The sequence below is a fragment of the Limosilactobacillus agrestis genome (assembly GCF_014145585.1).
In the GTDB taxonomy this organism is placed as follows: Bacteria; Bacillota; Bacilli; order Lactobacillales; family Lactobacillaceae; genus Limosilactobacillus; species Limosilactobacillus agrestis.
Genome location: NZ_JACIVF010000003.1, coordinates 100,429 through 124,441 on the forward strand (window position 1 = coordinate 100,429; position 24,013 = coordinate 124,441).

At 37.7% G+C, this 24,013-nt stretch carries 23 protein-coding genes and 1 pseudogene; 15 read left to right on the forward strand and 9 right to left on the reverse strand.

The genetic code is table 11. The features are described from left to right. Nucleotides 1-101: 101 nt before the first annotated feature. Nucleotides 102-1,445: a hemolysin family protein gene (locus H5R88_RS00465; protein ID WP_182578689.1), complete on the forward strand. Its 1,344-nt coding sequence runs from the start codon at nucleotides 102-104 to the stop codon at nucleotides 1,443-1,445. 111 nt (nucleotides 1,446-1,556) lie between these two features. Next, complete coding sequence (gene nrdI / locus H5R88_RS00470) at nucleotides 1,557-2,024, forward strand: class Ib ribonucleoside-diphosphate reductase assembly flavoprotein NrdI (protein ID WP_182578608.1); 468 nt, start codon at nucleotides 1,557-1,559, stop codon at nucleotides 2,022-2,024. Nucleotides 2,025-2,060: 36 nt separating this feature from the next. Here the strand turns inward: nrdI and H5R88_RS00475 are convergent, their stop codons facing one another. Further along, nucleotides 2,061-2,486 carry a VOC family protein gene (locus H5R88_RS00475; RefSeq protein ID WP_182578607.1) on the reverse strand — a complete coding sequence of 142 codons (426 nt, stop codon included), beginning with the start codon at nucleotides 2,484-2,486 and terminating at the stop codon, nucleotides 2,061-2,063. A 166-nt stretch (nucleotides 2,487-2,652) separates the two neighbouring features. On the opposite strand from H5R88_RS00475, the gene H5R88_RS00480 reads away from it, so the two are divergent. The 5 genes from H5R88_RS00480 (at nucleotide 2,653) to H5R88_RS00500 (ending at nucleotide 9,631) form a co-directional block, all read left to right on the forward strand. Then, nucleotides 2,653-3,831 (forward strand): CynX/NimT family MFS transporter, encoded by a 1,179-nt coding sequence (locus H5R88_RS00480; RefSeq protein WP_182600017.1) that lies wholly within the window; start codon nucleotides 2,653-2,655, stop codon nucleotides 3,829-3,831. Between the two features lie 291 nt (nucleotides 3,832-4,122). Next, nucleotides 4,123-5,604 carry a glucose-6-phosphate dehydrogenase gene (gene zwf / locus H5R88_RS00485; RefSeq protein WP_182578605.1) on the forward strand — a complete coding sequence of 494 codons (1,482 nt, stop codon included), beginning with the start codon at nucleotides 4,123-4,125 and terminating at the stop codon, nucleotides 5,602-5,604. A 143-nt stretch (nucleotides 5,605-5,747) separates the two neighbouring features. Then, nucleotides 5,748-7,184 carry an NADP-dependent phosphogluconate dehydrogenase gene (gene gnd, locus H5R88_RS00490; protein ID WP_182578604.1) on the forward strand — a complete coding sequence of 479 codons (1,437 nt, stop codon included), beginning with the start codon at nucleotides 5,748-5,750 and terminating at the stop codon, nucleotides 7,182-7,184. Nucleotides 7,185-7,293: 109 nt separating this feature from the next. After that, complete coding sequence (locus H5R88_RS00495) at nucleotides 7,294-7,557, forward strand: hypothetical protein (protein WP_182578603.1); 264 nt, start codon at nucleotides 7,294-7,296, stop codon at nucleotides 7,555-7,557. A 127-nt stretch (nucleotides 7,558-7,684) separates the two neighbouring features. After that, nucleotides 7,685-9,631: a sugar MFS transporter gene (locus tag H5R88_RS00500; protein WP_182600018.1), complete on the forward strand. Its 1,947-nt coding sequence runs from the start codon at nucleotides 7,685-7,687 to the stop codon at nucleotides 9,629-9,631. 53 nt (nucleotides 9,632-9,684) lie between these two features. Here H5R88_RS00500 and H5R88_RS00505 read toward each other — a convergent pair whose 3' ends face one another. Together H5R88_RS00505 and H5R88_RS00510 are read right to left on the reverse strand one after the other, a co-directional pair. Further along, nucleotides 9,685-10,791: a low temperature requirement protein A gene (locus tag H5R88_RS00505; RefSeq protein ID WP_182600019.1), complete on the reverse strand. Its 1,107-nt coding sequence runs from the start codon at nucleotides 10,789-10,791 to the stop codon at nucleotides 9,685-9,687. Between the two features lie 79 nt (nucleotides 10,792-10,870). Then, nucleotides 10,871-11,335, reverse strand: coding sequence for a universal stress protein (locus H5R88_RS00510; protein WP_182578600.1), 465 nt, complete (start codon nucleotides 11,333-11,335; stop codon nucleotides 10,871-10,873). 212 nt (nucleotides 11,336-11,547) lie between these two features. Here H5R88_RS00510 and H5R88_RS00515 point away from each other — a divergent pair, with 212 nt between their 5' ends. Next, nucleotides 11,548-12,018 carry an Lrp/AsnC family transcriptional regulator gene (locus H5R88_RS00515; protein ID WP_182578599.1) on the forward strand — a complete coding sequence of 157 codons (471 nt, stop codon included), beginning with the start codon at nucleotides 11,548-11,550 and terminating at the stop codon, nucleotides 12,016-12,018. Nucleotides 12,019-12,068: 50 nt separating this feature from the next. Here H5R88_RS00515 and H5R88_RS00520 read toward each other — a convergent pair whose 3' ends face one another. Further along, a complete protein-coding gene (locus H5R88_RS00520; RefSeq protein ID WP_182578598.1) occupies nucleotides 12,069-13,382 on the reverse strand; it encodes a cation:dicarboxylate symporter family transporter in 1,314 nt (437 codons plus the stop codon). Nucleotides 13,383-13,633: 251 nt separating this feature from the next. Between H5R88_RS00520 and H5R88_RS00525 the strand changes: the two genes are divergently transcribed. Next, a complete protein-coding gene (locus H5R88_RS00525) occupies nucleotides 13,634-14,245 on the forward strand; it encodes a DedA family protein (protein ID WP_182578597.1) in 612 nt (203 codons plus the stop codon). 70 nt (nucleotides 14,246-14,315) lie between these two features. On the opposite strand, the gene H5R88_RS00530 is transcribed toward H5R88_RS00525, so the two are convergent. The 3 genes from H5R88_RS00530 to H5R88_RS00540 are packed head-to-tail and all read right to left on the reverse strand — an operon-like array spanning nucleotide 14,316 to nucleotide 18,002. Further along, nucleotides 14,316-15,308, reverse strand: coding sequence for a LacI family DNA-binding transcriptional regulator (locus H5R88_RS00530; protein WP_182600020.1), 993 nt, complete (start codon nucleotides 15,306-15,308; stop codon nucleotides 14,316-14,318). A 37-nt stretch (nucleotides 15,309-15,345) separates the two neighbouring features. Next, nucleotides 15,346-16,797 (reverse strand): UDP-glucose--hexose-1-phosphate uridylyltransferase, encoded by a 1,452-nt coding sequence (locus H5R88_RS00535; RefSeq protein ID WP_182600021.1) that lies wholly within the window; start codon nucleotides 16,795-16,797, stop codon nucleotides 15,346-15,348. Nucleotides 16,798-16,823: 26 nt separating this feature from the next. After that, complete coding sequence (locus H5R88_RS00540; protein ID WP_182600022.1) at nucleotides 16,824-18,002, reverse strand: galactokinase; 1,179 nt, start codon at nucleotides 18,000-18,002, stop codon at nucleotides 16,824-16,826. A gap of 193 nt (nucleotides 18,003-18,195) precedes the next feature. Between H5R88_RS00540 and H5R88_RS00545 the strand changes: the two are divergent. The 4 genes and pseudogenes from H5R88_RS00545 to H5R88_RS00560 all read left to right on the forward strand — a co-directional run bounded on the left by H5R88_RS00545 (nucleotide 18,196) and on the right by H5R88_RS00560 (nucleotide 20,757). After that, nucleotides 18,196-19,165: pseudogene (locus tag H5R88_RS00545) on the forward strand (SGNH/GDSL hydrolase family protein). 29 nt (nucleotides 19,166-19,194) lie between these two features. After that, the gene (locus H5R88_RS00550; protein WP_182600024.1) at nucleotides 19,195-19,977 is read left to right on the forward strand and encodes a tyrosine-protein phosphatase; all 783 of its coding nucleotides are present in this window, start codon (nucleotides 19,195-19,197) and stop codon (nucleotides 19,975-19,977) included. A 35-nt stretch (nucleotides 19,978-20,012) separates the two neighbouring features. Continuing rightward, on the forward strand, nucleotides 20,013-20,519 hold the full coding sequence (locus H5R88_RS00555) for a YbhB/YbcL family Raf kinase inhibitor-like protein (RefSeq protein WP_182578591.1): 507 nt from the start codon (nucleotides 20,013-20,015) through the stop codon (nucleotides 20,517-20,519). A gap of 13 nt (nucleotides 20,520-20,532) precedes the next feature. Then, nucleotides 20,533-20,757, forward strand: a complete 225-nt coding sequence (locus H5R88_RS00560; RefSeq protein ID WP_182578590.1) for a hypothetical protein — start codon at nucleotides 20,533-20,535, stop codon at nucleotides 20,755-20,757. 56 nt (nucleotides 20,758-20,813) lie between these two features. On the opposite strand, the gene H5R88_RS00565 is transcribed toward H5R88_RS00560, so the two are convergent. Next, nucleotides 20,814-21,140: a hypothetical protein gene (locus H5R88_RS00565; RefSeq protein WP_182578589.1), complete on the reverse strand. Its 327-nt coding sequence runs from the start codon at nucleotides 21,138-21,140 to the stop codon at nucleotides 20,814-20,816. Nucleotides 21,141-21,164: 24 nt separating this feature from the next. Next, nucleotides 21,165-22,283 (reverse strand): hypothetical protein, encoded by a 1,119-nt coding sequence (locus H5R88_RS00570; protein WP_182600025.1) that lies wholly within the window; start codon nucleotides 22,281-22,283, stop codon nucleotides 21,165-21,167. 106 nt (nucleotides 22,284-22,389) lie between these two features. On the opposite strand from H5R88_RS00570, the gene greA reads away from it, so the two are divergent. Together greA and pnuC are read left to right on the forward strand one after the other, a co-directional pair. After that, complete coding sequence (greA, locus tag H5R88_RS00575) at nucleotides 22,390-22,887, forward strand: transcription elongation factor GreA (protein WP_182578587.1); 498 nt, start codon at nucleotides 22,390-22,392, stop codon at nucleotides 22,885-22,887. Nucleotides 22,888-23,136: 249 nt separating this feature from the next. Continuing rightward, nucleotides 23,137-23,889: a nicotinamide riboside transporter PnuC gene (gene pnuC / locus H5R88_RS00580; protein ID WP_182578586.1), complete on the forward strand. Its 753-nt coding sequence runs from the start codon at nucleotides 23,137-23,139 to the stop codon at nucleotides 23,887-23,889. The last annotated feature ends 124 nt before the right edge of the window (nucleotides 23,890-24,013 follow it).

A 24,013-nucleotide genomic window follows, 5' to 3' on the forward strand; every position in this document is an offset into this window, starting at 1 on the left:
GTTGAACGAAATAAACACATCTTTCTTTTTAATATGCTTTAATTTATAACGACTTATTTGAATGGTAAAATAAAATATATAAATTGTACTTATTAATCGAAATGAGGAATGTTATTTTGAATGAGGGCCAGCTACTCACTAATTTTGTAATTATAATTATTACGTTTATCTTCGCAGCATTCTTTGTGGCTGCTGAATTTGCGCTTGTTCAGGCACGGGTAACCGCCCTAGAAGAAATGCAAGCAAAGCGTAATAAGCCATCTACTAAAATTAATCGCGCAATCAAAATGGTTACAAATCTAACGGAATATCTTTCTACCACTCAAGTAGGAGTCTCAATTTGTGGAATTATCCTCGGCTGGGTCGGTGAAGGAACAATCGAAGCTCTTCTAACCGATGCTCTTTCACTACCAAGCTGGTCACTAAATAATAGTGTGGTTCATGTCATAAGTGCCATTGTGGGGGTTCTTCTTCTAACATATTTTGAAGTGGTCTTAACTGAAATTGTGCCCAAAAATATCAGTATTGATATCCCAATCAAGACCCTGATGTTTGTTACCACCCCACTCCACTATTTTCACATCGCTTTTTATCCTTTTGTCTGGTTACTTAATAGTTCAGCCAATGGAATTGTTCGAATGCTAGGCATGAAACCGGCTGATGAGAGTCAAGACGTCCTCTCGCAAAGTGAAATTATTAGCCTATCGCGCAACGCTGTAAAAGGCGGTGAACTTGAGCACAATGACCTGTTATATATGGAACGAGCGTTTGACTTTAATGATAAGGTTGCTAAAGATATTATGATTGATCGGACTCAATTAACAGTCATTGATATAAATAAAACCGTTAATGATGCGATTAAACTATATCTTAAAACGAAATATAGTCGTTTACCAGTGGTTGCTAATAATGATAAAGATAAGATTTTAGGGTATGTTTTTAACTATGACCTAATTCGCCAAAAGCAAATTAACGGAGATGTATCTCTAGCAAAAGTTCTTCGTCATATGCCTACTACTCCTGAGACCACACCTATTACCGAAGTCCTTAAGTTAATGATTAGGACTCGTGTACCAATGGTAGTTGTTGTTGATGAGTATGGGGGTACTAGTGGAATTATTACCGATAAAGATATCTACGAAGAGCTCTTTGGCACGGTAAGAGACGAAATTGACAATGTTTCAGATAATATGATTTCTAAAATTGGGAAAAATCAATACCGCGTTGATGGGAAAACGACCATTTATGATTTTGAACGCTTCTTCCATGTTGAACTTAAAAATTCTGAAGATAGTGACGTGGTAACTTTATCGGGATATGTGTTAGATAATTATCATAATATTCATGAAGGAGAAACGATCAAATTGGCTAACCTTGATTTAAAAATCCAAGATTATCGTCACTCATATATTGATAGTTTTATTGTTACTACTCTATCTAAGTAAAATTTTACATTTTGGCAACAATAAGAAAATTATCCTTTTATTTATCACTTAACTCTATTAAAATAATTTTATAATATTAAAATAAATCTAAACTAGAAGGAAGAAATTCACATGGTACCAATGAATATTATTTATATCTCGCTTGAGGGAAATACCCGTTCCTTCTTAACGCGGCTGCAGGGATATGCTAAACAACAACACAGTATTAGCGAAGATCGTCCACTCATTGAACTAAAAGAAGTCAGTGACCAAACCATTCCTGCCGATGAAACAGCCCCATTCTTTGCCTTTGTGCCCACATATTTAAATGGTGGTAACGGTATTGATTCTGGTTTCACTGAAATTATGACAAATGCACTAGGTGAATATATTGCTTACAATGATAATGCTAAACAATGCGTAGGAGTCGTAGGCAGTGGTAATAAGAATTTTAACGAGCAATATTGTTTAACTGCTCGTAAATACGCGCACGACTTTGCGGCACCATTTCTCGCAGACTATGAATTACGCGGCACTTCACAAGACATCGAACGAATTTATACTATCTTAACTAAACGGTGGAGTGAAATTAACGCCTAAATAAAAAGCGACTTGGAAATCCAAGTCGCTTTTTATTTAGCCTTGTTTGTTAGCACTTATCAACCATGTTATCCCATACTTATCTACAATCTGCCCCATTACATTATTTAGGACCCAATCACCAAACGGTATCGTTACCCGTTGATTTTCCGATTTTGCTAAATGATTAAACAAATCACGTGCTTTATCTTCCTCTTCTTCAAAATCAAGCAAAATTGAAATTAAAGTCGAAGTTTGGGGGTTACCCATCGTTGCATCCGCACAAATAATTTTTTGCCCAGCAATCATAAATTCACCACGCATTGTTGTTTGGTTCAATTGATCAACGGGTAATCCAAGACTTTCCGCCTGCTCTTTTGTCAGGGCCTCATGATATATAATTTGAGCGCCAAAGTCTTGCTCATAATAATCCATTGCTTCCTTCGCATTCTCAAATGTTAGGTATGGGTATATAGCCGTCATAGTGTTCCTCCAAAAATATTCATTGTTGATTATATATTTTGAATCGCTTTCCGTCAAACTGGCCTCTAATTGGATTAACTACTTCTAACCGTATATTAATCATAACTAAGGACCCGTTATGATATAATTGTCTAGTCTATTATCAAGCTAATTTTAAGATGAAAGGATGAATTTTTTGGAAAAAATTAAAAAGCACAGTCCACTTCTGATCCTCGGATTATTTTTCCTCGGAGTTTGCATGCGGATGCCGATTACTGCAATACCATCTGTCATTAAAGATATTGCACAAACTTTTAACGTTGAAACTACCAGCCTGGGAATTTTAACAACGATTCCCCTTCTTTGTTTTGGATTATTAGCATCAGTAGTTTCGGCGCTCGCTCAGCGAATTGGTAATGAACTAACAATTGAGTTAGCAATGGTTTTGATGTTTATCGGTTCCTATTTACGAATTTTAAATTTCTCATCATTAATGATCGGAACAATATTAGTCGGGGCTTCCATCACTTGTATTAACGTCTTATTGCCTGCAATTATTTCTGATAAACTTCCTAATCAAATTGGAAGTGTAACAGGGATGTATAATGTTGCAATGACTTTATTTGCTGCAATTGGCGCTTACGCAATTACGCCAATTACCCACGCTACTAGTTGGCAAACAGCTGTTATCATTATTAGCATTGTTGCTTTAATTGCAGCTATTATCTGGGTACCGAACTTACGCTATAATCAACGTGCTACTAACGAAAGCAGTTCTACTGATCGAGGAACTAACATGTGGAAAAACGCAAATGCATGGTGGTTACTCTTATTCTTTGGGGGACAATGTTTCGTCTTCTATAGTATTGTTGCCTGGTTGCCTACGATTGCCATGGATGCCGGCTTAAGCAGTGATAATGCGAGTCTAGTTGCTGGATTACTACAGCTATTGTCAATGCCATTCGCCTTTGCAATCCCCGTACTTGCAACCAAGATGAAGAATCGGCAACCAATTATGCTATTTGCGGGAACCATTTCTTTAATCGGAACTGGCATGATGTTCTTTCCGGTAAATTCCCTTGTTTACTATATATTTGTTGCACTATTTCTCGGTGCCGGTACAACCACTACTTTCGTTCTTGCAATGACTTTATTCGGACTAAAGACCAAGAGTTCCACTGATACCCGAAACCTTTCTGGAATGGTTCAATCAGTAGGATACTTAATTTCTGCATTAGGGCCGATCATTGTCGGTAACCTTTATTCACAAACCCATAATTGGTTTGCAAGTTTAATCGTGATTGCTGTTGCTGCTATCTTCTTCACCGTTTGTGGTGTGATAGCAGAACGGAAACAATTTGTTTAAGATCCGTCTTAAAGCTGAGGAATTTCCCCAGCTTTTTTATTTAGTTTAACTTTCACAGGTCATGACTTTAATCAACTACAAATTTATTTTAAAAGTTTTTTTGATCTAGACCATTAATTGATAAGCGTTTACCTAAGGCTAATCAATAAGCCATTTATCGGAAATGGTCCATTTTCACTTCCTAAGATATCTTCTCAGAAAACGTTTCCCTTGATAGTGCAGATTGTGCTTTAAGAGTATATAATTGTCACGGTATAAGAATTTTCTGAAATTTCAGAAGGAGTGAACATTTTGGCTACAGAAAATAAGGCTGTCATTACATTATTTGGTGCTACTGGTGACCTTGCAAAGCGTAAACTTTATACTGCTTTGTTTAAGTTATATCAAAAGGGTTACCTAGCTGACCATTTTGCATTACTAGGAACTTCTCGTCGTCCACTAACTGACGAAGAATTCCAACAAATCGTTCGTGAATCTATTAGTAACATTCCAGAAACTGAGGATGGCCAAGCAGAAGCATTCTCAAAACACTTTTTCTACAAGTCACATGATGTTACTAAGCCAGAACATTACGAAATCCTAAAACAACGCCTTGCTGAATTGGATAAACAATTCGGTGCTGAAGGCAACCGTCTCTTCTACATGTCAATGGCACCACAATTCTTTGGTACGATTGCATTGAACTTGAAGAAGCAAGGATTATTAACTGACAACGGCTTTAATCGTCTTGTTATTGAAAAGCCATTTGGTCGTGATTTTGAATCTGCTAAGAAGCTTAATGATGAACTATCACAAACATTTAGTGAAAATCAAATTTTCCGGATTGACCATTATCTTGGTAAGGAAATGGTGCAAAATATTCAAGCACTACGCTTTGGTAACACAATGATTGAATCACTCTGGAATAACCGTTACATTGACAACATCCAAGTAACATTGAGTGAAAAGCTCGGGGTTGAAGAACGTGCTGGTTACTATGACCAATCTGGTGCATTACGTGATATGGTACAAAACCACATCATGCAAATTGTTGCCCAATTAGCAATGGAACAACCCGTTGCATTTACTGATGCTGATGTTCGAGTTGAAAAGATTAAGGCTCTTCGTAGTCTGCGCCTCTACACACCATCAGAAGCAGCTGCTAACTTTGTTCGTGGACAATATGATGCTGGTGATGGAACCAACGCTTACCGTCATGAAGATGGTGTCGATCCAGAATCTGGTACTGAAACCTTTGTTGCTGCTAAGTTAATGTTTGATAACTATCGTTGGTCTGGTGTACCATTTTACGTTCGAACTGGTAAGAAGTTAGCAGACAAGTTTACTCGTATTGATGTCGTCTTTAAGAAGCCATTAATCGATATCTTTGCTAACCCACGTTCTGAAAGTGACCAATCCCTTAACTCAAATATATTAACTATTTTTGTTGAACCCAACTCAGGTTTTGCAATTCAATTAAATGCTAAGCGTGCGGGACAAGGCTTCACCACAGAACCTGTTGATTTACGCTTCTTACAAAGTGATTCTGATAAGAAGGAATCTCCAGAACCATATGAACGTCTTTTCCACGATGCACTTGAGGGTAACCATACAAACTTTGCCTCATGGGCTGAAATTGCTTATGCATGGAAGTTCGTCGACGTTATCCGGAAGCTTTGGGATATTGAAAAGCCTCAATTCCCTAACTACGCTCCCGGTTCCATGGGTCCAGCTGCTTCTGATGAACTGTTGGCTCGTGATGGACGTAAGTGGGTTTATCGTTTAAATCATTAGTTACTAAAAGTAATTTACAGTGTTCTTACTGTAAATTACTTTTTTATAATAAAAATTGATGTTTAGCGTTTGCACTATCTTTAATTTTTGTTATAATCGAGGTTGTGAATTATATTACATAAGTATTGAGGAGAGTGACTTTAATGTCTGATCAAAAAGCACAAATTGGTGTTGTTGGTTTAGCTGTTATGGGTAAGAACCTTGCACTAAACATTGAAAGTCGTGGCTTCACGGTTGGTGTATATAACCGTCACCGTAACCGTACTGACGACATGATGCGTGACCACAGCGATAAGAAGTTAGTACCTAGCTACACTATTAAGGAATTCGTAGACTCACTAGAAAAACCTCGTCGAATTCTTATGATGGTTAAGGCCGGTAAGCCAACTGATGCTCTTATCGACGAATTATTGCCATTACTTGACAAAGGTGATGTTCTAATCGATGGTGGTAACACTAACTTCCACGATACCATGGCTCGTAACGCTAAGTTAGACAAGTCTGGTATTAACTTCATCGGAATGGGTGTTTCCGGTGGTGAATTAGGTGCCCTCCATGGTCCTTCACTTATGCCAGGTGGTCAAAAAGAAGCTTACGACTTAGTTGCTCCAATCCTTACTAAGATTGCTGCTAAGGCTGAAGAAGATGGAAAGCCATGTGTTGCTTACATTGGACCAAACGGTGCTGGTCACTACGTTAAGATGGTTCACAACGGTATCGAATACGGTGATGAAGAATTAATTGATGAAAGTTACAACATCATGCGTAATGTATTAAAGATGCCTGTTGATGACATTGCCAAGACTTTTGCTGAATGGAACAAGGGTGAATTAAGCAGCTACCTTGTTGACATCACTGCTGATATCCTTACTCGTAAGGATGACCTTGGCGACGACAAGAACAAGCCTATTGTTGACATGATCCTTGACCGTGGTGCTAACAAAGGTACTGGTAAGTGGAGTTCAATGACTGCTCTTGATGGTGGTGCTCCTCAATCAGTTATTACAGAAGCTGTTTATGCTCGTTACATTTCAATGATGAAGGACGAACGTGTACAAGCAAGCAAGGAATTGCCTGTTGAAACTGAAGCTATTTCAATCGATGACAAGAAGGAAATGATTGAAAAAGTACGTCAAGCTCTTTACTTTGGTAAGCTTATGAGTTACGCACAAGGTTTCGAACAAATGCGGATTGACTCCGAACGTTACGACTGGAACCTTAAGTATGGTGAATTAGCTCAAATCTGGCGTGCAGGATGCATTATTCGTGCACAATTCTTACAAAACATTACTGATGCTTTCACTAAGAACCCAGACTTGAAGAACTTACTTCTTGATGATTACTTCAAGGATATTGCTAAGAAGTACCAAAAGGCAACTCGTGACGTTGTTGCTCTTGCTGTTAAGGCTGGTATTCCTGTTCCTTCACTTAGTGCTGCTATTAGTTACTACGACTCATACCGTTCAGAGGTGCTTCCTGCTAACTTGCTTCAAGCTCAACGTGACTACTTCGGTGCTCACACTTACGAACGTACTGACCGTCCTGGTAACTTCCACTACAGCTGGTACGAAGAACAATAATCAAATAAATTTTGATTTAACGACTGAGATCTATTCTCGGTCGTTTTTATTTTTAAATTTCTTAACAAGAACATAGAAACGTGGTTTGATTAGAATAGAGGTGATGATAATGAATAAAACATTTATGAGCGGTTATTACCAAGGTATCATCGAAGCAGCCCCTGCTACCCTTTCGGCTGCCAAAACAGAACAGTTAGCAATTACAATGACAATTCTCCATTTACGCCATGCCGGAATAAACATTACATCGATCCACGATTTTCTTATCAACGATCTTCATGCAAATGAACGCCTTGTAAATAAATATATTAATTTAAATGCAGATGACTTAGAAACTGCCCAAGCCCAAGTTATGGCAATCGCTTTCAATTAATAATTATTTTGATATTCTTTCTTTTTCGTAAAATTTTACTAAAAGTGCATTGACTTTTTCTATGAAAACGCTTACCATTATTCGTGTAAGATATTATATGTAGTTGTAGAAAAAGAGGAGTTTTAACATGGATGCAAAAATTGATACTGCACAGAAAGACCCACATGTTGTCCGCTCTCGTTTAGCCTATTCTTTAGGTGCGTTTGGACATGACGCTTTCTTTGCATTACTTTCTACTTATTTTATGATGTATGTTACTGGGCACTTGTTTATTTCAAGTGATAAGCACTTTGACAACAAGATGGTCTGGTATGTCACAATAATCATTATGGCGTTACGAATTGTTGAGCTAGTTATTGACCCATTAATTGGTAACGCAATTGATCGTACCAATACACGTTGGGGTAAATTTAAACCATGGGTGGTTGGTGGTGGTATTATTTCTGCCATCTTACTTGCCGCCCTTTTTACCCCGCTTGGCGGCTTAAATACGAGTAATCCAGTCCTTTACTTAATCATCTTTGCTATTATTTATATTGTTATGGATGTGTTTTACTCGTTTAATGACGTTGGTTTCTGGTCAATGGTTCCAGCAATGTCATTTGATTCACATGAACGTGATAAAATAGCTACCTTTGCCCGGGTTGGTTCAACTATTGGTGGTCAAATTATCGGGTTTGTCATCATGCCAATGGTTCTATTCTTCTCTGTAAACCAAAATGATGGTACGGGTGATGATCGTGGTTGGTTCATTTTTGCCGCAATTGTCGCTGCAATTTCAGCGATTACTGCTATTGGTGTTGGGATGTTTACCCATGAACAAAAATCATTACTTCGTGAAAACAAAGAACAAACTAAATTCAAGGATATCCTTAAGATCCTAGTAAAGAATGACCAACTTCTGGCTATCGCTATGTCTTACCTATTCTTTACTACTGGTCAAACACTATTAAATAGTTTTGAACTTTACTACTTTACTTATATTCTTGGTAATTCTAAGGCCTTCTCAATCCTTGGTGGTTTGAACACAATTGTCGGTGTAATCTCTGTGTTCGCCTTCCCACTTTTCTCCGGAAAGATTGGTCGGCACAAACTATTTTATGGTGCCGCTTCAATTGAAGTTCTTGGTGCATTGATCTTTGCCTTTGCTGGTAAGTCCTTAGCATTAGTTCTTCTTGGTGCTGAATTATTCTTCATTCCACAACCAATTATTTTCTTAGTCATTCTTATGACAATTACTGACTCTGTTGAATATGGTCAATTAAAATTAGGACACCGTGATGAATCACTTACTTTATCGGTTCGCCCATTACTAGATAAGTTTGGTGGAGCAGTTGCTAATGGTGTTGTTGGGGCTGCTACTGTTGCTGCTGGTATGACTGGTGGTGCTACTGCAGCTACTGTTACTGCTCATGGAGTAAGCATCTTCAAGATCTATATGTTCTTAATCCCTATTGCTTTAATTCTTGTCGGTATTATCATCTTTGCGCTCAAAGTTAAACTTGATGAAAAGTCGCATGCTCAAATCGTTACTAAGCTTGAACACACTTGGGGTAAGCAATTCAATAACGACAATGATACAACAAGTAAATCTACTCCTACCCCACAACCTGGTGTTACTGATATTACATCACCAGTTGCCGGCACGCTTGTTAACTTAAAGGATGTTAATGATGAAAACTTTGCTTCTGGTAACATGGGTAAAGGATTTGCTATTAAACCATCTGATGGTAAAGTAATTGCTCCATTTAGTGGGACTGTACGAGCAACCTTCTCTACTCGTCATGCGATCGGTCTTGAATCTGATAATGGTATTATGTTGCTGATTCACGTTGGTATTGATACCGTTAAACTTCATGGTACTGGATTCATTAGTTACTTTGATAAAAATCAACACTTTGACAAGGGACAAGAATTAATGGAATTCTGGGACCCAGCAATCAAGAAAGCTGGCCTTGATGATACCGTTATGGTAACAGTTACTAACAGTAAGAACTTCGATATAAAATTATTGAAGAATGCTGGTGAAAAGGTAACGACTACGGATATCGTCATGGAAGTTACTAAAAAGTAATTAAATATCTTCTCTATTAAAAAAGGAACTGCTCTGATTTGAGCAGTTCCTTTTTAATCTACATATTTTATTCTGAATCTTGTTAATGTTACAGCATTAATCAACGTTACAGCGGTCATAATGATAACCACAAGCGTAAACGCTGAATAAAACCATGAAATTCCAAAGCCAGCAATTGTTGAAACAATAAAAATACTTACAACAGTCTTATTCACTCTTACCTTATTGTAATAATTAGCAATCCCAAGACCAATATAAAATAAGGCAAAGCCAAAATACATGCATGTTACTGCAAACCGCGGATCGGCCTCTGTATCATCAATAAACTTCATCGCCACAGTTACTAGACTGAGCCCAAATAAAATAAAGTAATGAAGATAGATCATTAAATTTCCAGTCTCATGACGTTGATGTTCGTTAATTAAATGGTCAAATTCAACAATGTAGGTAAAGAATAGCGCTGCAACTGTGGTAAAAATAAGAATAGACTGAACTGAGAAATTTGTGGCGGTAAAGTAATCAGCAATACCAACAATCGTCTCCCCAAACATCACGATAATTAATGCTGTAAGCCGTTCAAGCAGGTGCGAAAAGATGATGGGATGATGCTTTGTATATTTTCCGGTAAAGCCGGGCGCAATCCAACTGATAATAATACCGGCAAAAGCAATTGCCACTCCAACTTTACTTTGATAAAAAATCCCACCAATAAAAAGAGTAACAGACCTAAAAATCAAAATTCCAATAAATGCTTGTGTAATCTGTTTATCTATCTTCTTTTCTGTCTGAAAGTAAACTAAAACATATTGGATACATAACGTTAATGATAACAAGCCAGCAGCTACGAAAAAAATTGCTAAATGCCAATCGAATGTTGTTGAAAACGAATTTGACATATAGAGGAGAATTGCCATATCGACGAACGAAAAAACGATATTTGTTCCCGAAAGCTTCCCATACCGATTTGTAAAAACCATCTGCACCATCCAGGAATTAATAAATACAATCACAACAATTGCAAAGATTCCTAAAACCGGCAATCCAACAATCCCATGGTGCAAGTGGTGAATCATTTCTGTCGCTCGAGAAACCATGTAAACGAACACTAAATCGTAAAATAATTCTACCAAGGAAACTCGCTTAGTAATTTCATCTGCCACGCTAACACATCCTTCATTTTTTATAAAAAAGAGTTAATGGTAACATTTACCACTAACCCTTATTGCTAATATTCAATGACTATTTAACCTGATCTACATCAGTCCGAACAACCAGCACATCAACTGGCGCATTACGCTTTACATATGACGTAACTGAACCCATGACAGCTCGTTGCATCCGTGATAATCCACTAGCACCGATAATAATCATGTCGTTGTGGTGGTCACGAGGAAAATCAAATGAAATAATTGTCTTTGGATTGCCAAGACGAATATGGATGTCAAGGTTATCAAAGTCATCCTTGTTTTTAGCATCCTTCAATAAATCATCAAGGTATTGCTTCGATTTATCAACTAATTGGTAAGCAATACTTCCATCTGACATTCCAGCAAAGTTATAAGCCATTGCTCGCGTATCAATCACATTTAAGATGTCTATATGTGCCCCATTACGTTTTGCAATCGCAACAGCCCGGTGAAATGCATATTCTGATTCCTTAGAACCATCAACTGGAACTAAGATATTTTGATATTCTTGATCCATAAGTTTGAACCTCCAAACAAACAAGTGATACGTTTACTTAAATTATACCATTTTTTTGAATAATAAAGCGAAGGAAACCAGAATAATACTGACTTCCGATAAAATTCAATTAATTCAAGATTTCCGAAATTTAGGCTATACATTAATCTTTAATTAGAGTAATCTTAATATATCCAATATACCTTTAATATTTGAAAGTGAGGCCGCATCTTATGGACAAGATCGATAGGAAAATTATTAATCTTCTTCAAAAAAACGCCCGTACTTCGTTGAAAGAACTCTCTAAAGAATGTTTCATCTCATCACCAGCCATTGCGGCGCGAATCAATAAACTTGAACGAAATGGGATTATTACTGGCTACCATACAAGTGTTAATATGGAAAAAATCAACTTTCATGTTAAAGCCTTTATTCAAGTTCAACTAGAGCCCCGCCAAAAACAAGAATTCTATCCCTACATCCAACAAATCCCCAATGTGATTGAATGTAACTGTGTAACTGGTGATTATTCAGAAATTATGGAAGTTGTTTTCCCATCTACCACCGATTTAGATGATTTCATCAATACTATTCAACAACGCTTTGGAAAGACAAGTACACAAATCGTATTTAGTACAAGCGTTGATCACCGGGGAGTTAAGTTAGCACCAGCAAAAGATCCTATTAATTCAGAAGAAGATTAAAAAGCGAAGATGGGGAATTTCCCCATCTTCGCTTTTACGCTTATTTAATTTTATTTAGCTTCAACATCAGTATCTACTGGTGTCTTTTCTTTGCCGTAATTATCCAAATATGTATTATATTTTTTACGATCAAGAGCACCTTCTGATTCACCGATAACAAGTGTGGCAATTGAATTACCAACTACGTTTACAGCAGTTCGTCCCATATCAACAAAACGATCAATTCCGGCAATAAAAGTCAAACCAGCCATCGGTACCCCAATTGTGGAAACACTAGCGAGTAACACCACAAAGGAAGCTCCTGGTACTCCCGCCATCCCCTTACTAGTAATCATCAAAACTACTAGTAACGTAATTTGGTGAGAAATACTGAGATGGAGACCATATGCTTGGGCTAAAAAGATCGCTGCTAATGATTGATAAATAGCTGATCCATCAAGGTTAAAAGTATAACCAGTTGGGATAACAAAGGCCGTAATTCCCTTGCTTACCCCCATTTCATGTGTCTTTTTCATCAAGCGCGGCAACGTAACTTCTGAACTAGCAGTAGTGAATGCCAAAACAATTTCGTCCAGGATAGCACGCATTGTCTTCCAATAACGTAAATGGAAAATATGAGCAGTAATACCGAGGACAACAATAATGAAGATAAGCATTGTCGCATATGCAATCAAAATAAATAATCCTAATGGGAGCAAAGCACTAATACCCATTTCGGCGATTGTCATCCCAATTAAACCAAAGACCCCAATTGGTGCAAACTTCATGACCCAATTAGTAACTTTAAACATAACTTCCGAGACTGCATTTAATACATCAATTAAAATTTTAGCCTTTTCACCAACAGCAGCAATTCCTAATCCAAAGAGTACGGAGAACAAGATGACGGGCATCATATCGCCATCTGACATCGATTTAAAAATATTGATTGGAATAATCGATAAAATCAATGGCCAAAAACCACTATTGTGTTCTGCTGATTTTGCAGTAGACATATATTGCGAAATATCAGTTGCGTGAAGTTTATGAATATCAATAAATGAACCTGGATGAGTAATGTTAGCTATTACTATCCCTAAGATCAACGCAATCGTGGTTAAAACTTCAAAATAAATTAATGTTTTTCCACCAATTCGTCCTAACTTTTTAATATCACCAATATTGGCAATTCCGACAGTCAAGCAAGAAACAACAATTGGCATTACGATCATTTGAATCAGCCGGATAAAGATTGTTCCTAAGCTCTGCATAACAGTGATAGCACCCTTATTTTGGTAAAAAATTAATCCACAAATAATACCAAGGGCTAGCCCAATCATGATTTGCCAGCCCATACTTAGGCGCCCCAAACGATATCGCTTCACTTTATATCAATCTCCCTTATGTAGTCTTATTATACTTTAGCACATTTTTTAGTCAGATTTTAGCAAATTCTAAGATTTTATTTAATTAAATCCGAACGCTTTTTACCCTTTTTGGTTATTTTATTCACTTCAATATAATATATTCTAATTTATAATTTGTAATTTTCACTAAAGAAAAATAAGACCGCTATTAAGTATTTCTCTAATATGATAGAGTGTTTAGAGAATATTAATTAATATAGGAGTAATTTATGAACGCTTGGCTAACGGAATTTATTAATCAGTTTGGTTATTTTGCGATTGCCGCATTAATCGCCCTTGAAAACGTTTTTCCACCACTACCGTCCGAAATTATTCTTACAATGAGTGGCTTCATGACAACCACCACCTCGTTATCAATTCTTGGGGTAATTATCGCCGCGACAATTGGCTCACTTATGGGGGCGCTTATTTTATATGCTCTCGGCCGCCAATTAACTGTTAAACGGCTTGAACGTCTTCTTGGACATCGCTTATTTAAACTTTTAGGTTTCCATCAAGATGATGCTAAAAAGGCAGTTAATTGGTTTAATAAGCATGGGGCAGGCGGAATTCTTTATGGGCGCTGCATTCCCGTCATTCGCAGTTTAATCTCTATTCCTGCAGGGATCGCACAAACTTCATTAGGAAAATTCTGTATTTTAACTACTATTGGAAGCGTAATTTGGAATACCTTGCTCGTTGTTCTTGGTGCTTGGGTCGGCCAATCGTGGAATAAAATTGTCATTATTTTCAACGACTACACAATAGTTGCAATTATCATCATGGCGATCATTTGCTTATACTTTGCTTATCGGTGGTATCAAAAAAGAATTAAAAAATAAAATGATTCAGTTTCTATTAATAAAAGCTCTTACGCCCTTACTATCAAAACTGAATCATTTTTTTCATATACTATCGGGTTGTTTGCCGTTTGATCAAGTGAGTTCCGACAACTGTCTTACATGGATCACTATTTGGATTCTGCAGACGTTTAATCATCATATCAACTGCGGCATGTGCCATTTCATCAGTAGCAACATGTACTGCTGACATACTTGGGTAAACATACTTAACAATTGCCGTATCATTAAAACTAATCAAGGCAATCCGATTTGGAACATTAATTTTGGCTTCTTGAATCGCTTTAAGTGCACCAACGGCCATTGGATCATTGGCTATAAAGATTCCATGCGGCATACGGTCACCAAGCGTCGCAATTGCCTTTTTCATCGCATTATATCCTGACATCGAGGTGTAGTTGCCAGCAAACATAAATTCTGGATGATAGAGGTTTTGTTGACGTAAGTTACTTTCAAAATAGAATCGCCGTAAATCAGGAACAATTTGTTGGTCCGTTGTTTTTTCAGTTCCTGCTAGCATCCCGATATCGTTAATTCCTTCGCTAACAAATTCTGAAATAACTGACCGCACTGCATTTTCAAAGTCCGGCACTAAGCAATCGTAACCAGCAGCCAGACTATCGTAATCAACAAACACAATATTAGAAGTTACTAACCGCAATGCTTGAACTTGCGAATCACTAAATTTCCCAATTGCGATGATGCCCGTAACATCACGAGGAATTTCTTCCATATTGTTTTGGTAAACAGGAACCGTCTGAAGTCCCCGTTGTTGAGCTGCGCGTTCGATTTCCATCCTAATCGCCATATAATACAGGTCATCTAATTCTTGTGTAAGGGAATACCATTGAACAACAGCTACTCGTTGTACCTGGTTACTCCGTGCTCGCTTATGCTTAGTATAGTTAAACTCTTCGGCAGTGGCTAACACTCGCTGACGTGTCTTTTCATTTACAGAAAGTGTCACATCATTATTTAAAATTCGCGATACAGTCGCAATAGAGACCCCTGCTTTATCCGCGATATCATGTAATGTTACTGCCATACTGCTTCAGTGCCCCTTTCTTCATTTTAGGTTAAAACTATTTTAAGGCATCAATGAATCGTTGCCAACCTTCATTTCCAGCTGCGTCGTCCTTAAAGACTCCCGCATTTTCTAGAACATTGGCAAAAACATTAGCAAGTTCTTGTTCCATAACCTCATTAACGTTATCCTCAGTGATATTAATTCTTGATTGAACTTCCTTTGCCCAGGAAAGATGGCTATCGGCAATCTTATTTTCAGCCCCAAGCCAAAACTTCTTAACTTCATTTAATTCATCTTTAAGCCGAGCTGGTAAAATAGCACGCCCCATCACTTCAATTAAACCAATATTTTCCTTTTTAATGTGCCATAACTTTTCATGTGGATGGAAGATTCCGAGCGGATATTCATCATTAGTATTATTATCCCGCAATACTAAATCAAGAACAAACTTATCGCCTTCCCGATGCATGATTGGGGTAACAGTATGATGACGAGTTTGCCCATCAAATGCCTTAATGTCAAGACTCTCATCACTGTATTGATCCCACACCTTAATAATGTGCGTACCAAGATCAATTAATTGCTCAGTATCTGGACTAGTTAAGCGAATATCACTCATCGGCCAGTTAACAATTCCTGCATCAACAGCTGGATATTCTGCAAAGTGCAATTCTTTCTTAATGGAGGCCTTCATCATTGGGAAAATATGCTTACCACCTTGGTAGTGTTCATGAGCAAGCATTGACCCACCAACAATTGGTAAATCCGCGTTACTTCCAACAAAATAGGCTGGGAATTGCTTTTCAATTTCAACTAGGTTAATTAAAGTTTGCCGATTAATCTCCATTGGCTCATGCTTACTATCAAGGAAGATACAGTGTTCATGGAAGTAAGCATACGGCGAATACTGAAAGCCCCATTGTTGTCCGCCTACTGTAATTCGAATAATACGGTGATTGCTTCGTGCTGCTTGGCCAAGTCGTCCCTTGTAACCCTCATTTTCCATACAAAGAGCACATTGGGGGTACTTCTTAGCGGTATCATGGGCAGCAGCGGCAATTGCTTTGGGATCCTTTTCCGGCTTGGAAAGATTGATGGTAACTTCAAGATTGCCGTACTTAGTTGGTTTATCAAATACAACATTCTTTTTAATCGCAGCTACCTTAACATAGTCGTTGCTAGTACATAGGTTATAAAACCAATTGGTTGCGGTTGATGGAGATTGTTGGTACTTTTCCCAGAATTTATGATTAACTACTGATGGCGTTGGAGTCAGCAAATCATAAAGTTGATCGTTTAAAATTTCCTTAGCAGTTTGACCGTCATCAATTTTGCCGCGTTTAACTGCTAAATCAACAAGTTGACTAACAACTGGTTCATCATCCTTCGCCTCAACATCTTCATCACCAACAAAACTTCGAATCTTGTTTAAGACATAGATTCGGTCAAGTGGTTCATAAGTTCCACTAGCAATTACTTGGTCAGCAAACTTTTCCATTAACTTCATTTTCTCATTCCCCCACTAAAATACTATTAAAGCTTATGTGGTCCATCAACAACTTCAGCATCATAGAAACTGGCATCGTAACCAATCTTGTCACGATAAATCTTACCAACGTTCTCCTTAAAGTGGTCTGCTTCAGATTTCTTAACAATTGCAATCGCGCTGCCGGCAAATCCACCGCCGACCATTCGGGCACCAAGGCAGCCTGGTTGATCCCATGCATTTTCTGCCAATGTATCGAGTTCTTTTCCTGTAACTTCATAATCATATTTAAGAGAGACATGAGAAGCATTAATTAGGCGGCCTAATTCTTCAAGATCACCCTTTTTCATTGCATCAATAGCTTTCTTCGTCCGTTCATTTTCACTAACAGCATGCCGTGCCCGCCGAATTAGTGTGTCATCATTTATTAAGTAAGTGTATTGATCAAATGTGTCAGAATCTAATTCTCCAAGTTTGTTGATATCAAGCTTTTTGTTAAGGCGTTTAACTGCCTCTTCACATTCTTGAACGCGTTCATTGTACTTGGAACCAGCTAAGGAGTGGTTCTTATTTGTACTCATGATAACAATTTCATAGTCGCCAAGTTCAAGTGGCAAATACTTATATTCCAGGGTGTTGCAATCAAGATAAATTGCGTTATTTTCTTTACCCATTCCTACAGCAAATTGGTCCATGATTCCAGAATTAAGACCAACAAAATCATTTTCCGTCTTTTGTCCAAGTTTAACTAATTCAATTTCATCAATATCAAGATTAAATTCATCTTTCAAGATATTTCCCATCAACATTTCGATTGACGCTGATGATGATAAGCCTGAACCATAAGGGAGAAAACCGTGGATGTATAAGTTAAATCCATGATCAATCTTGAAGCCCCGTTGCTTTAGATAAACAAGCATCCCCTTAAAGTAGTTAACCCACTTTTCATCTTTAGCACTTTGCGGTTCTGTATCATTAATGTCAAAAGTAATAATTTTGCTATCTTCTTCTTGAGCCGAGTTAGCTGAGTAAACAGCTACTGTTGTATCCTCACGCGGACCATATACCCCATAGGTTCCAATACTAATCGCACATGGAAAAACATGTCCACCATTATAATCAGTATGTTCCCCGATTACATTAATCCGTCCTGGTGAGAAGAATACATCCTTTCCTGGTTCCTTAAATACATCTTGGTATTCAGCTAAAAATTGTTGCTTATCCATCAGACTAACCTCCATACATCAAACAAGCATTAGTAAACTTTTACTAAATACAATTTACTACTTTTTAACCAACTCGTCAATAAGCGCTTACAAATAATTAAAAGCAACGAAGAAAACGATTGCAAAAACCAGTGACTGATATACAGAATATATTTTTAATGCTACACTATTTACAAATAATTGGAGGATTCTAATGACGACATACCAACCAACCGATCTAATTAGGCTCGCCTCACGTACTGGGCGCTGGACCATTAAAATTATTAATAATATCTCTACTTTATATACAACCAATCTTGGCAGCTATCTCCGTTTTAAGATTTCAGACGCTAAAAAGTGTCAAATTACTGTTTTGCCAAATCAAAATTTCCTATCTCCTAGCCAAGTATTTGCTTTTCGAATTGATGAAGGAAAGTGGGAACGGGCACAAGCTAGCTTAGGAAAAATTGATATTCCACTTGATTCTACTTTGCACACCATTGAAATAATGACGGCCGGTAATACCGACATTGACGAAGTGTGGGAAGGGAATGAAGGTTTTGCGATTAAAAGTATTTATTTAGACAGAGGTAAAATTATGACTGCTTCTCAGCGGCCCTTGGTCAACTTTATTGGTGATTCAATTACTGCTGGTTGCTGGGTGGTTGGAAATCATCCTGCTGCTGATTACCGTCCAGAAACTAACTATGCTGGGGTCTGTGCAGATCTGCTTAACGTCGATAGTGTTCGGATAGCATACTCTGCCGGGGGAGTCTTAAGGACTGCTACTGGCGGGGTCCCAACTGCTGATGTCTTTTTAGGAAAAATTGATAATCAAACATTGTGGACCCCTAATCACCCTAACCTCAACGTGATTAATTTAGGAGTTAATGATCGTCGGTTCCCTATATCTCAATTTACTGCTGCTTACGATCTTTTTATTCAGCAGGTTCAGCTGACCTTTCCTGATACCCCGCTAGCAATCATAATTCCTTTTAGCCAGACCTTTGCTCCTGAGATTCGAACAATTGCCACTAAACATGGTTGTTTTATAATTGAAACAAAAACTTGGCACCATAGCTTCACTGACGGGCTCCATCCGGATCAAGCTGGCGCTATTAATGAAGGTAAAATGCTTGCTCAAGCTTTACAACCTCTTTTACCGTAATTTCAGTGTACAATAGTAGTAAGAGTTAATACGAGGAGGATTCTTATGGCTAACCAACGCTTACTTCCAATAAAGAATGGCTATAATTTTCGTGATCTTGGAGGTTATCCAACAGCAGATGGCCATAAAACAAAATGGCGTCGACTTATTCGTGCGGGTTCACTTGCTCGTTTAGATCAAAATGATCTCACTATTTTAGATAATATCCCTGTTTCTCTAGATATCGACCTCCGCGCTCCTGACGAGGTAAAGAAGGATCCTGATCAAATTCCTTCACAAGCAAAATATCATCATTTACCTGTTTTCGAAGCTGATGAAACTGATGCCTCGCATAGTGATGAAGAAATCGCCGCTCAAATGCAACAACCAGGAAACGGCTACCGCCACATGACTGATGTTTATCAACGAATGATAACTGCTCCTTCGGCTAAAAAAGCCTATCAGAAATTATTTAGTCTTTTACTAAAAAACGAACACGGCGCCTTGCTATTTCATTGTACTGCTGGCAAAGACCGGACAGGGATGGCTGCTTATCTTATCCTTAGCGCCCTTGGAGTTGAGCAAAAAATTATTATGGAAGACTACCTACTGACTAATACCGTTACACAAAATTTTCGGAATCACTGGCTGCAAAATATGCGGAATCATGGTGCTAGCGAGGAACTAGTGACGAATCGAGCTGCTCTTGCCTCGGTGGCTCCCGATTATCTTAATACAGCAATCAAAAATATTATCCAGACTTATGGAAACGTTAATCAGTATCTCAACAACTATCTTGATATTACGCCTGCCGAAATAAAAGATTTACGAAAATTGTATTTAGATTAGGCTCGGTTATAATTGTCTTATAAGGAGGATTTTTTATGCAAATCTCAGTACCATTAGTTAACGGAATGTTAGCAGATGAATATGGTAAATATGCGCCAGCAGCTGATATGCTAGCTGACCATCCAATCAAATCATTCCCAATTAAAATTACCGGCGCACCAGCAAATACAAAAACATTTGCAATCGTCTTTATTGATTATGACTCAACACCTGTCTGTGGTTTTACTTGGATCCATTGGTTAGCCGCTAACATCCCAGCAATGTTAACAGATATTCCAGCAAATGCTAGTCGAGAATTAGCAGATAAATTTGTGCAAGGGAATAATAGCAATGCCGGCTCATTGGTTAACGGAAATCCATTGATAACTAGTGGTTATGTTGGCCCACAGCCTCCCGATAAAACCCATGATTATACTTTAATGGTGTTTGCGTTAGATGATACTTTACCTTTAAAAAATAAATACTGGCTTAATGACTTTATTCACGCGGCCAAGGGTCATATTCTAGCAAAAGCACAAATCAATTTGCCAAGTCGTGCATGAGGAGGAACTTATAATGGAAACAAGAATTTTCTTTAATCCAGGCGATTCAGTTGCGAATATTAATGACTATAATGAAGCGATTCGGAAAGGACAAATTTTTAAACAAGCACGTCACAATGATGAACTTGTCATCGCTAAAGATCCTAACGATAAAGAATACGCAATTTTTTACGCTAAGGATGCATTACCAGCTGAACACGAAAAGTCAAAGCCCTACGAAATTAAAAATCGGCTTTAAAATAGAAAATGACTCGCGGAAATTTCCACGGGTCATTTTCTATTTCGATAAAAATCTTAACGACCACCAACAATCTTGGTTGTCGCATTTTCAAGTCGTTCAATCAATGAATCAGCATCATTCTTAAAATCATTAACAAATGAGCTTGATTGGGGTTGGATGCGCCCAGCTTCATCACCCATAATATCCGTAATTACTAGGTCATCCCCATCCCACTTAACATCATCATAATGACCTTCAAGAGCTTCATCAAAAAATGCTTGGAGTATATCCCGAATTGCATTTTGAATAACAGTCGTTTCGTCAACTAGCTCACCACGGACCTTATGTTGAGCTAATTGCATTGCTACTTCTTCCATATTTTCTGGAATTTCAACGCTCATTATGGATTCCTCCTCTAAAAAATATTAATGGCGACGTAACTTCCGTCGAGCCTTTTTACTAAACTTAATTCCTTGAAGGGACTTCTTTTTCCGCTTTAATTGTGAATCAATTTGGTTATTATTACCCTTAGCTACTTGTTGTTGTTTCATTTCACGTTGCCGCTTAAGTAGCCGCTTACGTTCATATTCGCCCCACGGATTTAATAGGCCACGCATAAAATCAGCAACTTCCTGCTTATGGTCGTCCATCCAAGCTTCCGCCACGGCCGTATCATCAGTATCGATACCATTACTATTGATAAATGATAGGACTAATTGGGTTTCACGTTCATCACGGTTTAATGAAGCAAGCATATCTTCTGATGGTTGCATATTAGCAATCGCTTTTAACCCTAACTTATATTGATCCATGTCAATATAGTCATTTTGCTTCAAGTATTCAAACAAAGCCTGCGCACTTGGGACAATGTTATGAATTTGCTTTATGGAAATATGCGGATCTAAGGGCATCATCATGCCTAATACCCGTTGCAAGTTACTGAAAGTCCATTGACCTGGATATTCATTGCATTCTTGAACCATTAATTCTAAGAATTCTTGCACAACGTAATTTAACTCAATATCATCTAATTCAAGATTATTGAATTGGGAAGCTGACTTGATAGCTTGTTGAACATTTGCTAATAAGTCCTTGAATTTTTCAGGTGTCCATCTAAATTCTTGGTGAGCAGGACTTGCTTGACCTGAGGTTGCTTCTGCTTTGTCATCCTCTGCCTCTCCATGCAACTGTGTCCATGTCTTATGTGCTTTTCGACACTCATTCATCTTTGTCCGTTGTTCTTCCATTGCCTTTACAACTTCCGCAAGATTATCAACTTTCAAAAATTCTTGATAAGCCCGTAAAACTGGAACAACCGCAATTCCAAATTGATTAGTTAGTGCTGGATCAGCGATGAATTCCCCAACCATGACCGCTTTTACTGCTTCTGGTGTCCAAGTAGTATCGGTCAAATGCTGATCATTTGCCATTTGGTTATTAAAACGCGTCAAAATGTCCTGTGCATGTTTTTGCTGATTAGCAGATAACTGATGATAGTTGGACGAAGTAAGAAACTGGTCAATATGTTGTTCTTGTTCGTTCATTATCTATTTATCCTCCGTCTCCAAATTGAATTTTCCTTTCTATCATATCATAATTACATCTAGTAAATATAATAAGATAGTTAAGATGCAAGGAGATATTATACCAATGCAACGAAAAAAGATCCAAGAAGCAATGAAAAATGTTTATTTTCAAAAGATGACTGCTAATGGTTATCATGAAATTGAAGAACAGATTACAAAATTACAACAACAAAGACCTGCAAAGATTGAACAACTAAAAGCAGCCCGTGCCCTTGGCGACTTATCAGAAAACACTGAATATAGTACTGCCAAACGGGAATTACGTCACCTGGAGAGTAGACTACGATATCTCAATAAACAACTTCAATACGCCCAAATTGTAACCCCAAAAAATGACCATACTATTGATTTAGGAACAACCGTGACAATTGAATTTGAGGATGACCATGAACAAGAAACTTATCATATTGTGGGAAAGCAGGAAGCTGATCTTGCTAAGCAAAAAATATCCTTCGATTCACCACTAGGCCAGGCACTGCTTCATCAAACAACTGGAACAACCGTGAATGTTGAGGCTCCGCAAGCATCATATAAGGTTAAAATTGTTAAAGTTGAATTATAGTATTGATAAGTCATTTCATGTTCCATAGTTAGCTAAAGAAAATTTTTAAATTTATTATTTTTAACGATAGGGTTAATTTTGCGGCATTAATTAATCTAAGCGACTGATTAAATAAACTTTAGGGTATTGCATCCCTGATTTTGACCCGTTATACTATTAAACGTTGCTTTTTTGCATCCACAATATCTTGTGTTACCAGCCGGCGGTAACCACAAAATTGCACAATATATAGTAGAGGGAGTTATATTAATGATTAGCGATTATTTTAAATTTCTCGCCCACCAATTAAAGGGCTGGCCACAACAAAATTATTACCTATTCTTTTTCAGTCTTGGCTGTCAGGTAATGACTTTAGTTAGTGCTCCAATAACGTGGGTAACTGTCATTACATTTATCGGAACTACGCTCGGCGTACTTTGTGTTTTAGCAATTAATGCCGCAAAGTCAGTAAATGGTTTCTTAGGAATTTTATCAGCATTATGTTTTATCATTGCTGGTTTTAGTGCAAAAAACTACTTAAGCATTGCCGAACAAATCGCCTATGTTATTACCCTCGATTTACCAGTGTTACTTTCTGCAAACTGGAATGTTAACATGGCATCAAAGATTCGTAAATTCAACGCTCGTTCATGGACGATTGCAATTATTGCAACAATTGCCGTTTATTTTATTTCTGGCTATTTAATCGGTCATCTTACCGACGATCCACGGCCATGGATTGATGCAATTAGCTTTTCCATCAGTCTTTCAGCTGGTGTTATCTGCTTTTTACGTTTTAACAACCAATATTTTTGGTGGCTTGCATCCGGTCTTGCACAATTAGTACTTTGGTTTGTTTCCTATAAGCAAGGATCGGCTACTTTAGCAATGGCCGTTAATAGCTCAATTTACCTTATCAATGATGTTCTTGCCTTTACCATTTCACCATGGTACAACGAACGTGAGCGTCAACGTCTTAGTAAGGAAGAAACAGCCTATGCTAAAGAAATGGGTTTAGAATAAATATGAAAACAGCAAAGAGATTGAAGTGTTTGACGTGTACCCTTAAAGTTGGAACCTGTATGTTCTTGCTTTAAAATTGAATAAATATTTTTCTAGGCAACTAGATTCTGCTCATATTGAAGTG

What these genes read in the sequence shown, in the direction of transcription:
- H5R88_RS00465 (WP_182578689.1), top strand. Translation starts at nt 102, where the DNA reads ATGAGGAATGTTATTTTGAATGAGGGCCAGCTACTCACTAATTTTGTA.
- nrdI (WP_182578608.1), top strand. Translation starts at nt 1,557, where the DNA reads ATGGTACCAATGAATATTATTTATATCTCGCTTGAGGGAAATACCCGT.
- H5R88_RS00475 (WP_182578607.1), bottom strand. Translation starts at nt 2,486, where the DNA reads ATGACGGCTATATACCCATACCTAACATTTGAGAATGCGAAGGAAGCA.
- H5R88_RS00480 (WP_182600017.1), top strand. Translation starts at nt 2,653, where the DNA reads ATGAATTTTTTGGAAAAAATTAAAAAGCACAGTCCACTTCTGATCCTC.
- gnd (WP_182578604.1), top strand. Translation starts at nt 5,748, where the DNA reads ATGTCTGATCAAAAAGCACAAATTGGTGTTGTTGGTTTAGCTGTTATG.
- H5R88_RS00495 (WP_182578603.1), top strand. Translation starts at nt 7,294, where the DNA reads ATGAATAAAACATTTATGAGCGGTTATTACCAAGGTATCATCGAAGCA.
- H5R88_RS00500 (WP_182600018.1), top strand. Translation starts at nt 7,685, where the DNA reads ATGGATGCAAAAATTGATACTGCACAGAAAGACCCACATGTTGTCCGC.
- H5R88_RS00510 (WP_182578600.1), bottom strand. Translation starts at nt 11,335, where the DNA reads ATGGATCAAGAATATCAAAATATCTTAGTTCCAGTTGATGGTTCTAAG.
- H5R88_RS00515 (WP_182578599.1), top strand. Translation starts at nt 11,548, where the DNA reads ATGGACAAGATCGATAGGAAAATTATTAATCTTCTTCAAAAAAACGCC.
- H5R88_RS00525 (WP_182578597.1), top strand. Translation starts at nt 13,634, where the DNA reads ATGAACGCTTGGCTAACGGAATTTATTAATCAGTTTGGTTATTTTGCG.
- H5R88_RS00530 (WP_182600020.1), bottom strand. Translation starts at nt 15,308, where the DNA reads ATGGCAGTAACATTACATGATATCGCGGATAAAGCAGGGGTCTCTATT.
- H5R88_RS00535 (WP_182600021.1), bottom strand. Translation starts at nt 16,797, where the DNA reads ATGAAGTTAATGGAAAAGTTTGCTGACCAAGTAATTGCTAGTGGAACT.
- H5R88_RS00540 (WP_182600022.1), bottom strand. Translation starts at nt 18,002, where the DNA reads ATGGATAAGCAACAATTTTTAGCTGAATACCAAGATGTATTTAAGGAA.
- H5R88_RS00550 (WP_182600024.1), top strand. Translation starts at nt 19,195, where the DNA reads ATGGCTAACCAACGCTTACTTCCAATAAAGAATGGCTATAATTTTCGT.
- H5R88_RS00555 (WP_182578591.1), top strand. Translation starts at nt 20,013, where the DNA reads ATGCAAATCTCAGTACCATTAGTTAACGGAATGTTAGCAGATGAATAT.
- H5R88_RS00560 (WP_182578590.1), top strand. Translation starts at nt 20,533, where the DNA reads ATGGAAACAAGAATTTTCTTTAATCCAGGCGATTCAGTTGCGAATATT.
- H5R88_RS00565 (WP_182578589.1), bottom strand. Translation starts at nt 21,140, where the DNA reads ATGAGCGTTGAAATTCCAGAAAATATGGAAGAAGTAGCAATGCAATTA.
- H5R88_RS00570 (WP_182600025.1), bottom strand. Translation starts at nt 22,283, where the DNA reads ATGAACGAACAAGAACAACATATTGACCAGTTTCTTACTTCGTCCAAC.
- greA (WP_182578587.1), top strand. Translation starts at nt 22,390, where the DNA reads ATGCAACGAAAAAAGATCCAAGAAGCAATGAAAAATGTTTATTTTCAA.
- pnuC (WP_182578586.1), top strand. Translation starts at nt 23,137, where the DNA reads ATGATTAGCGATTATTTTAAATTTCTCGCCCACCAATTAAAGGGCTGG.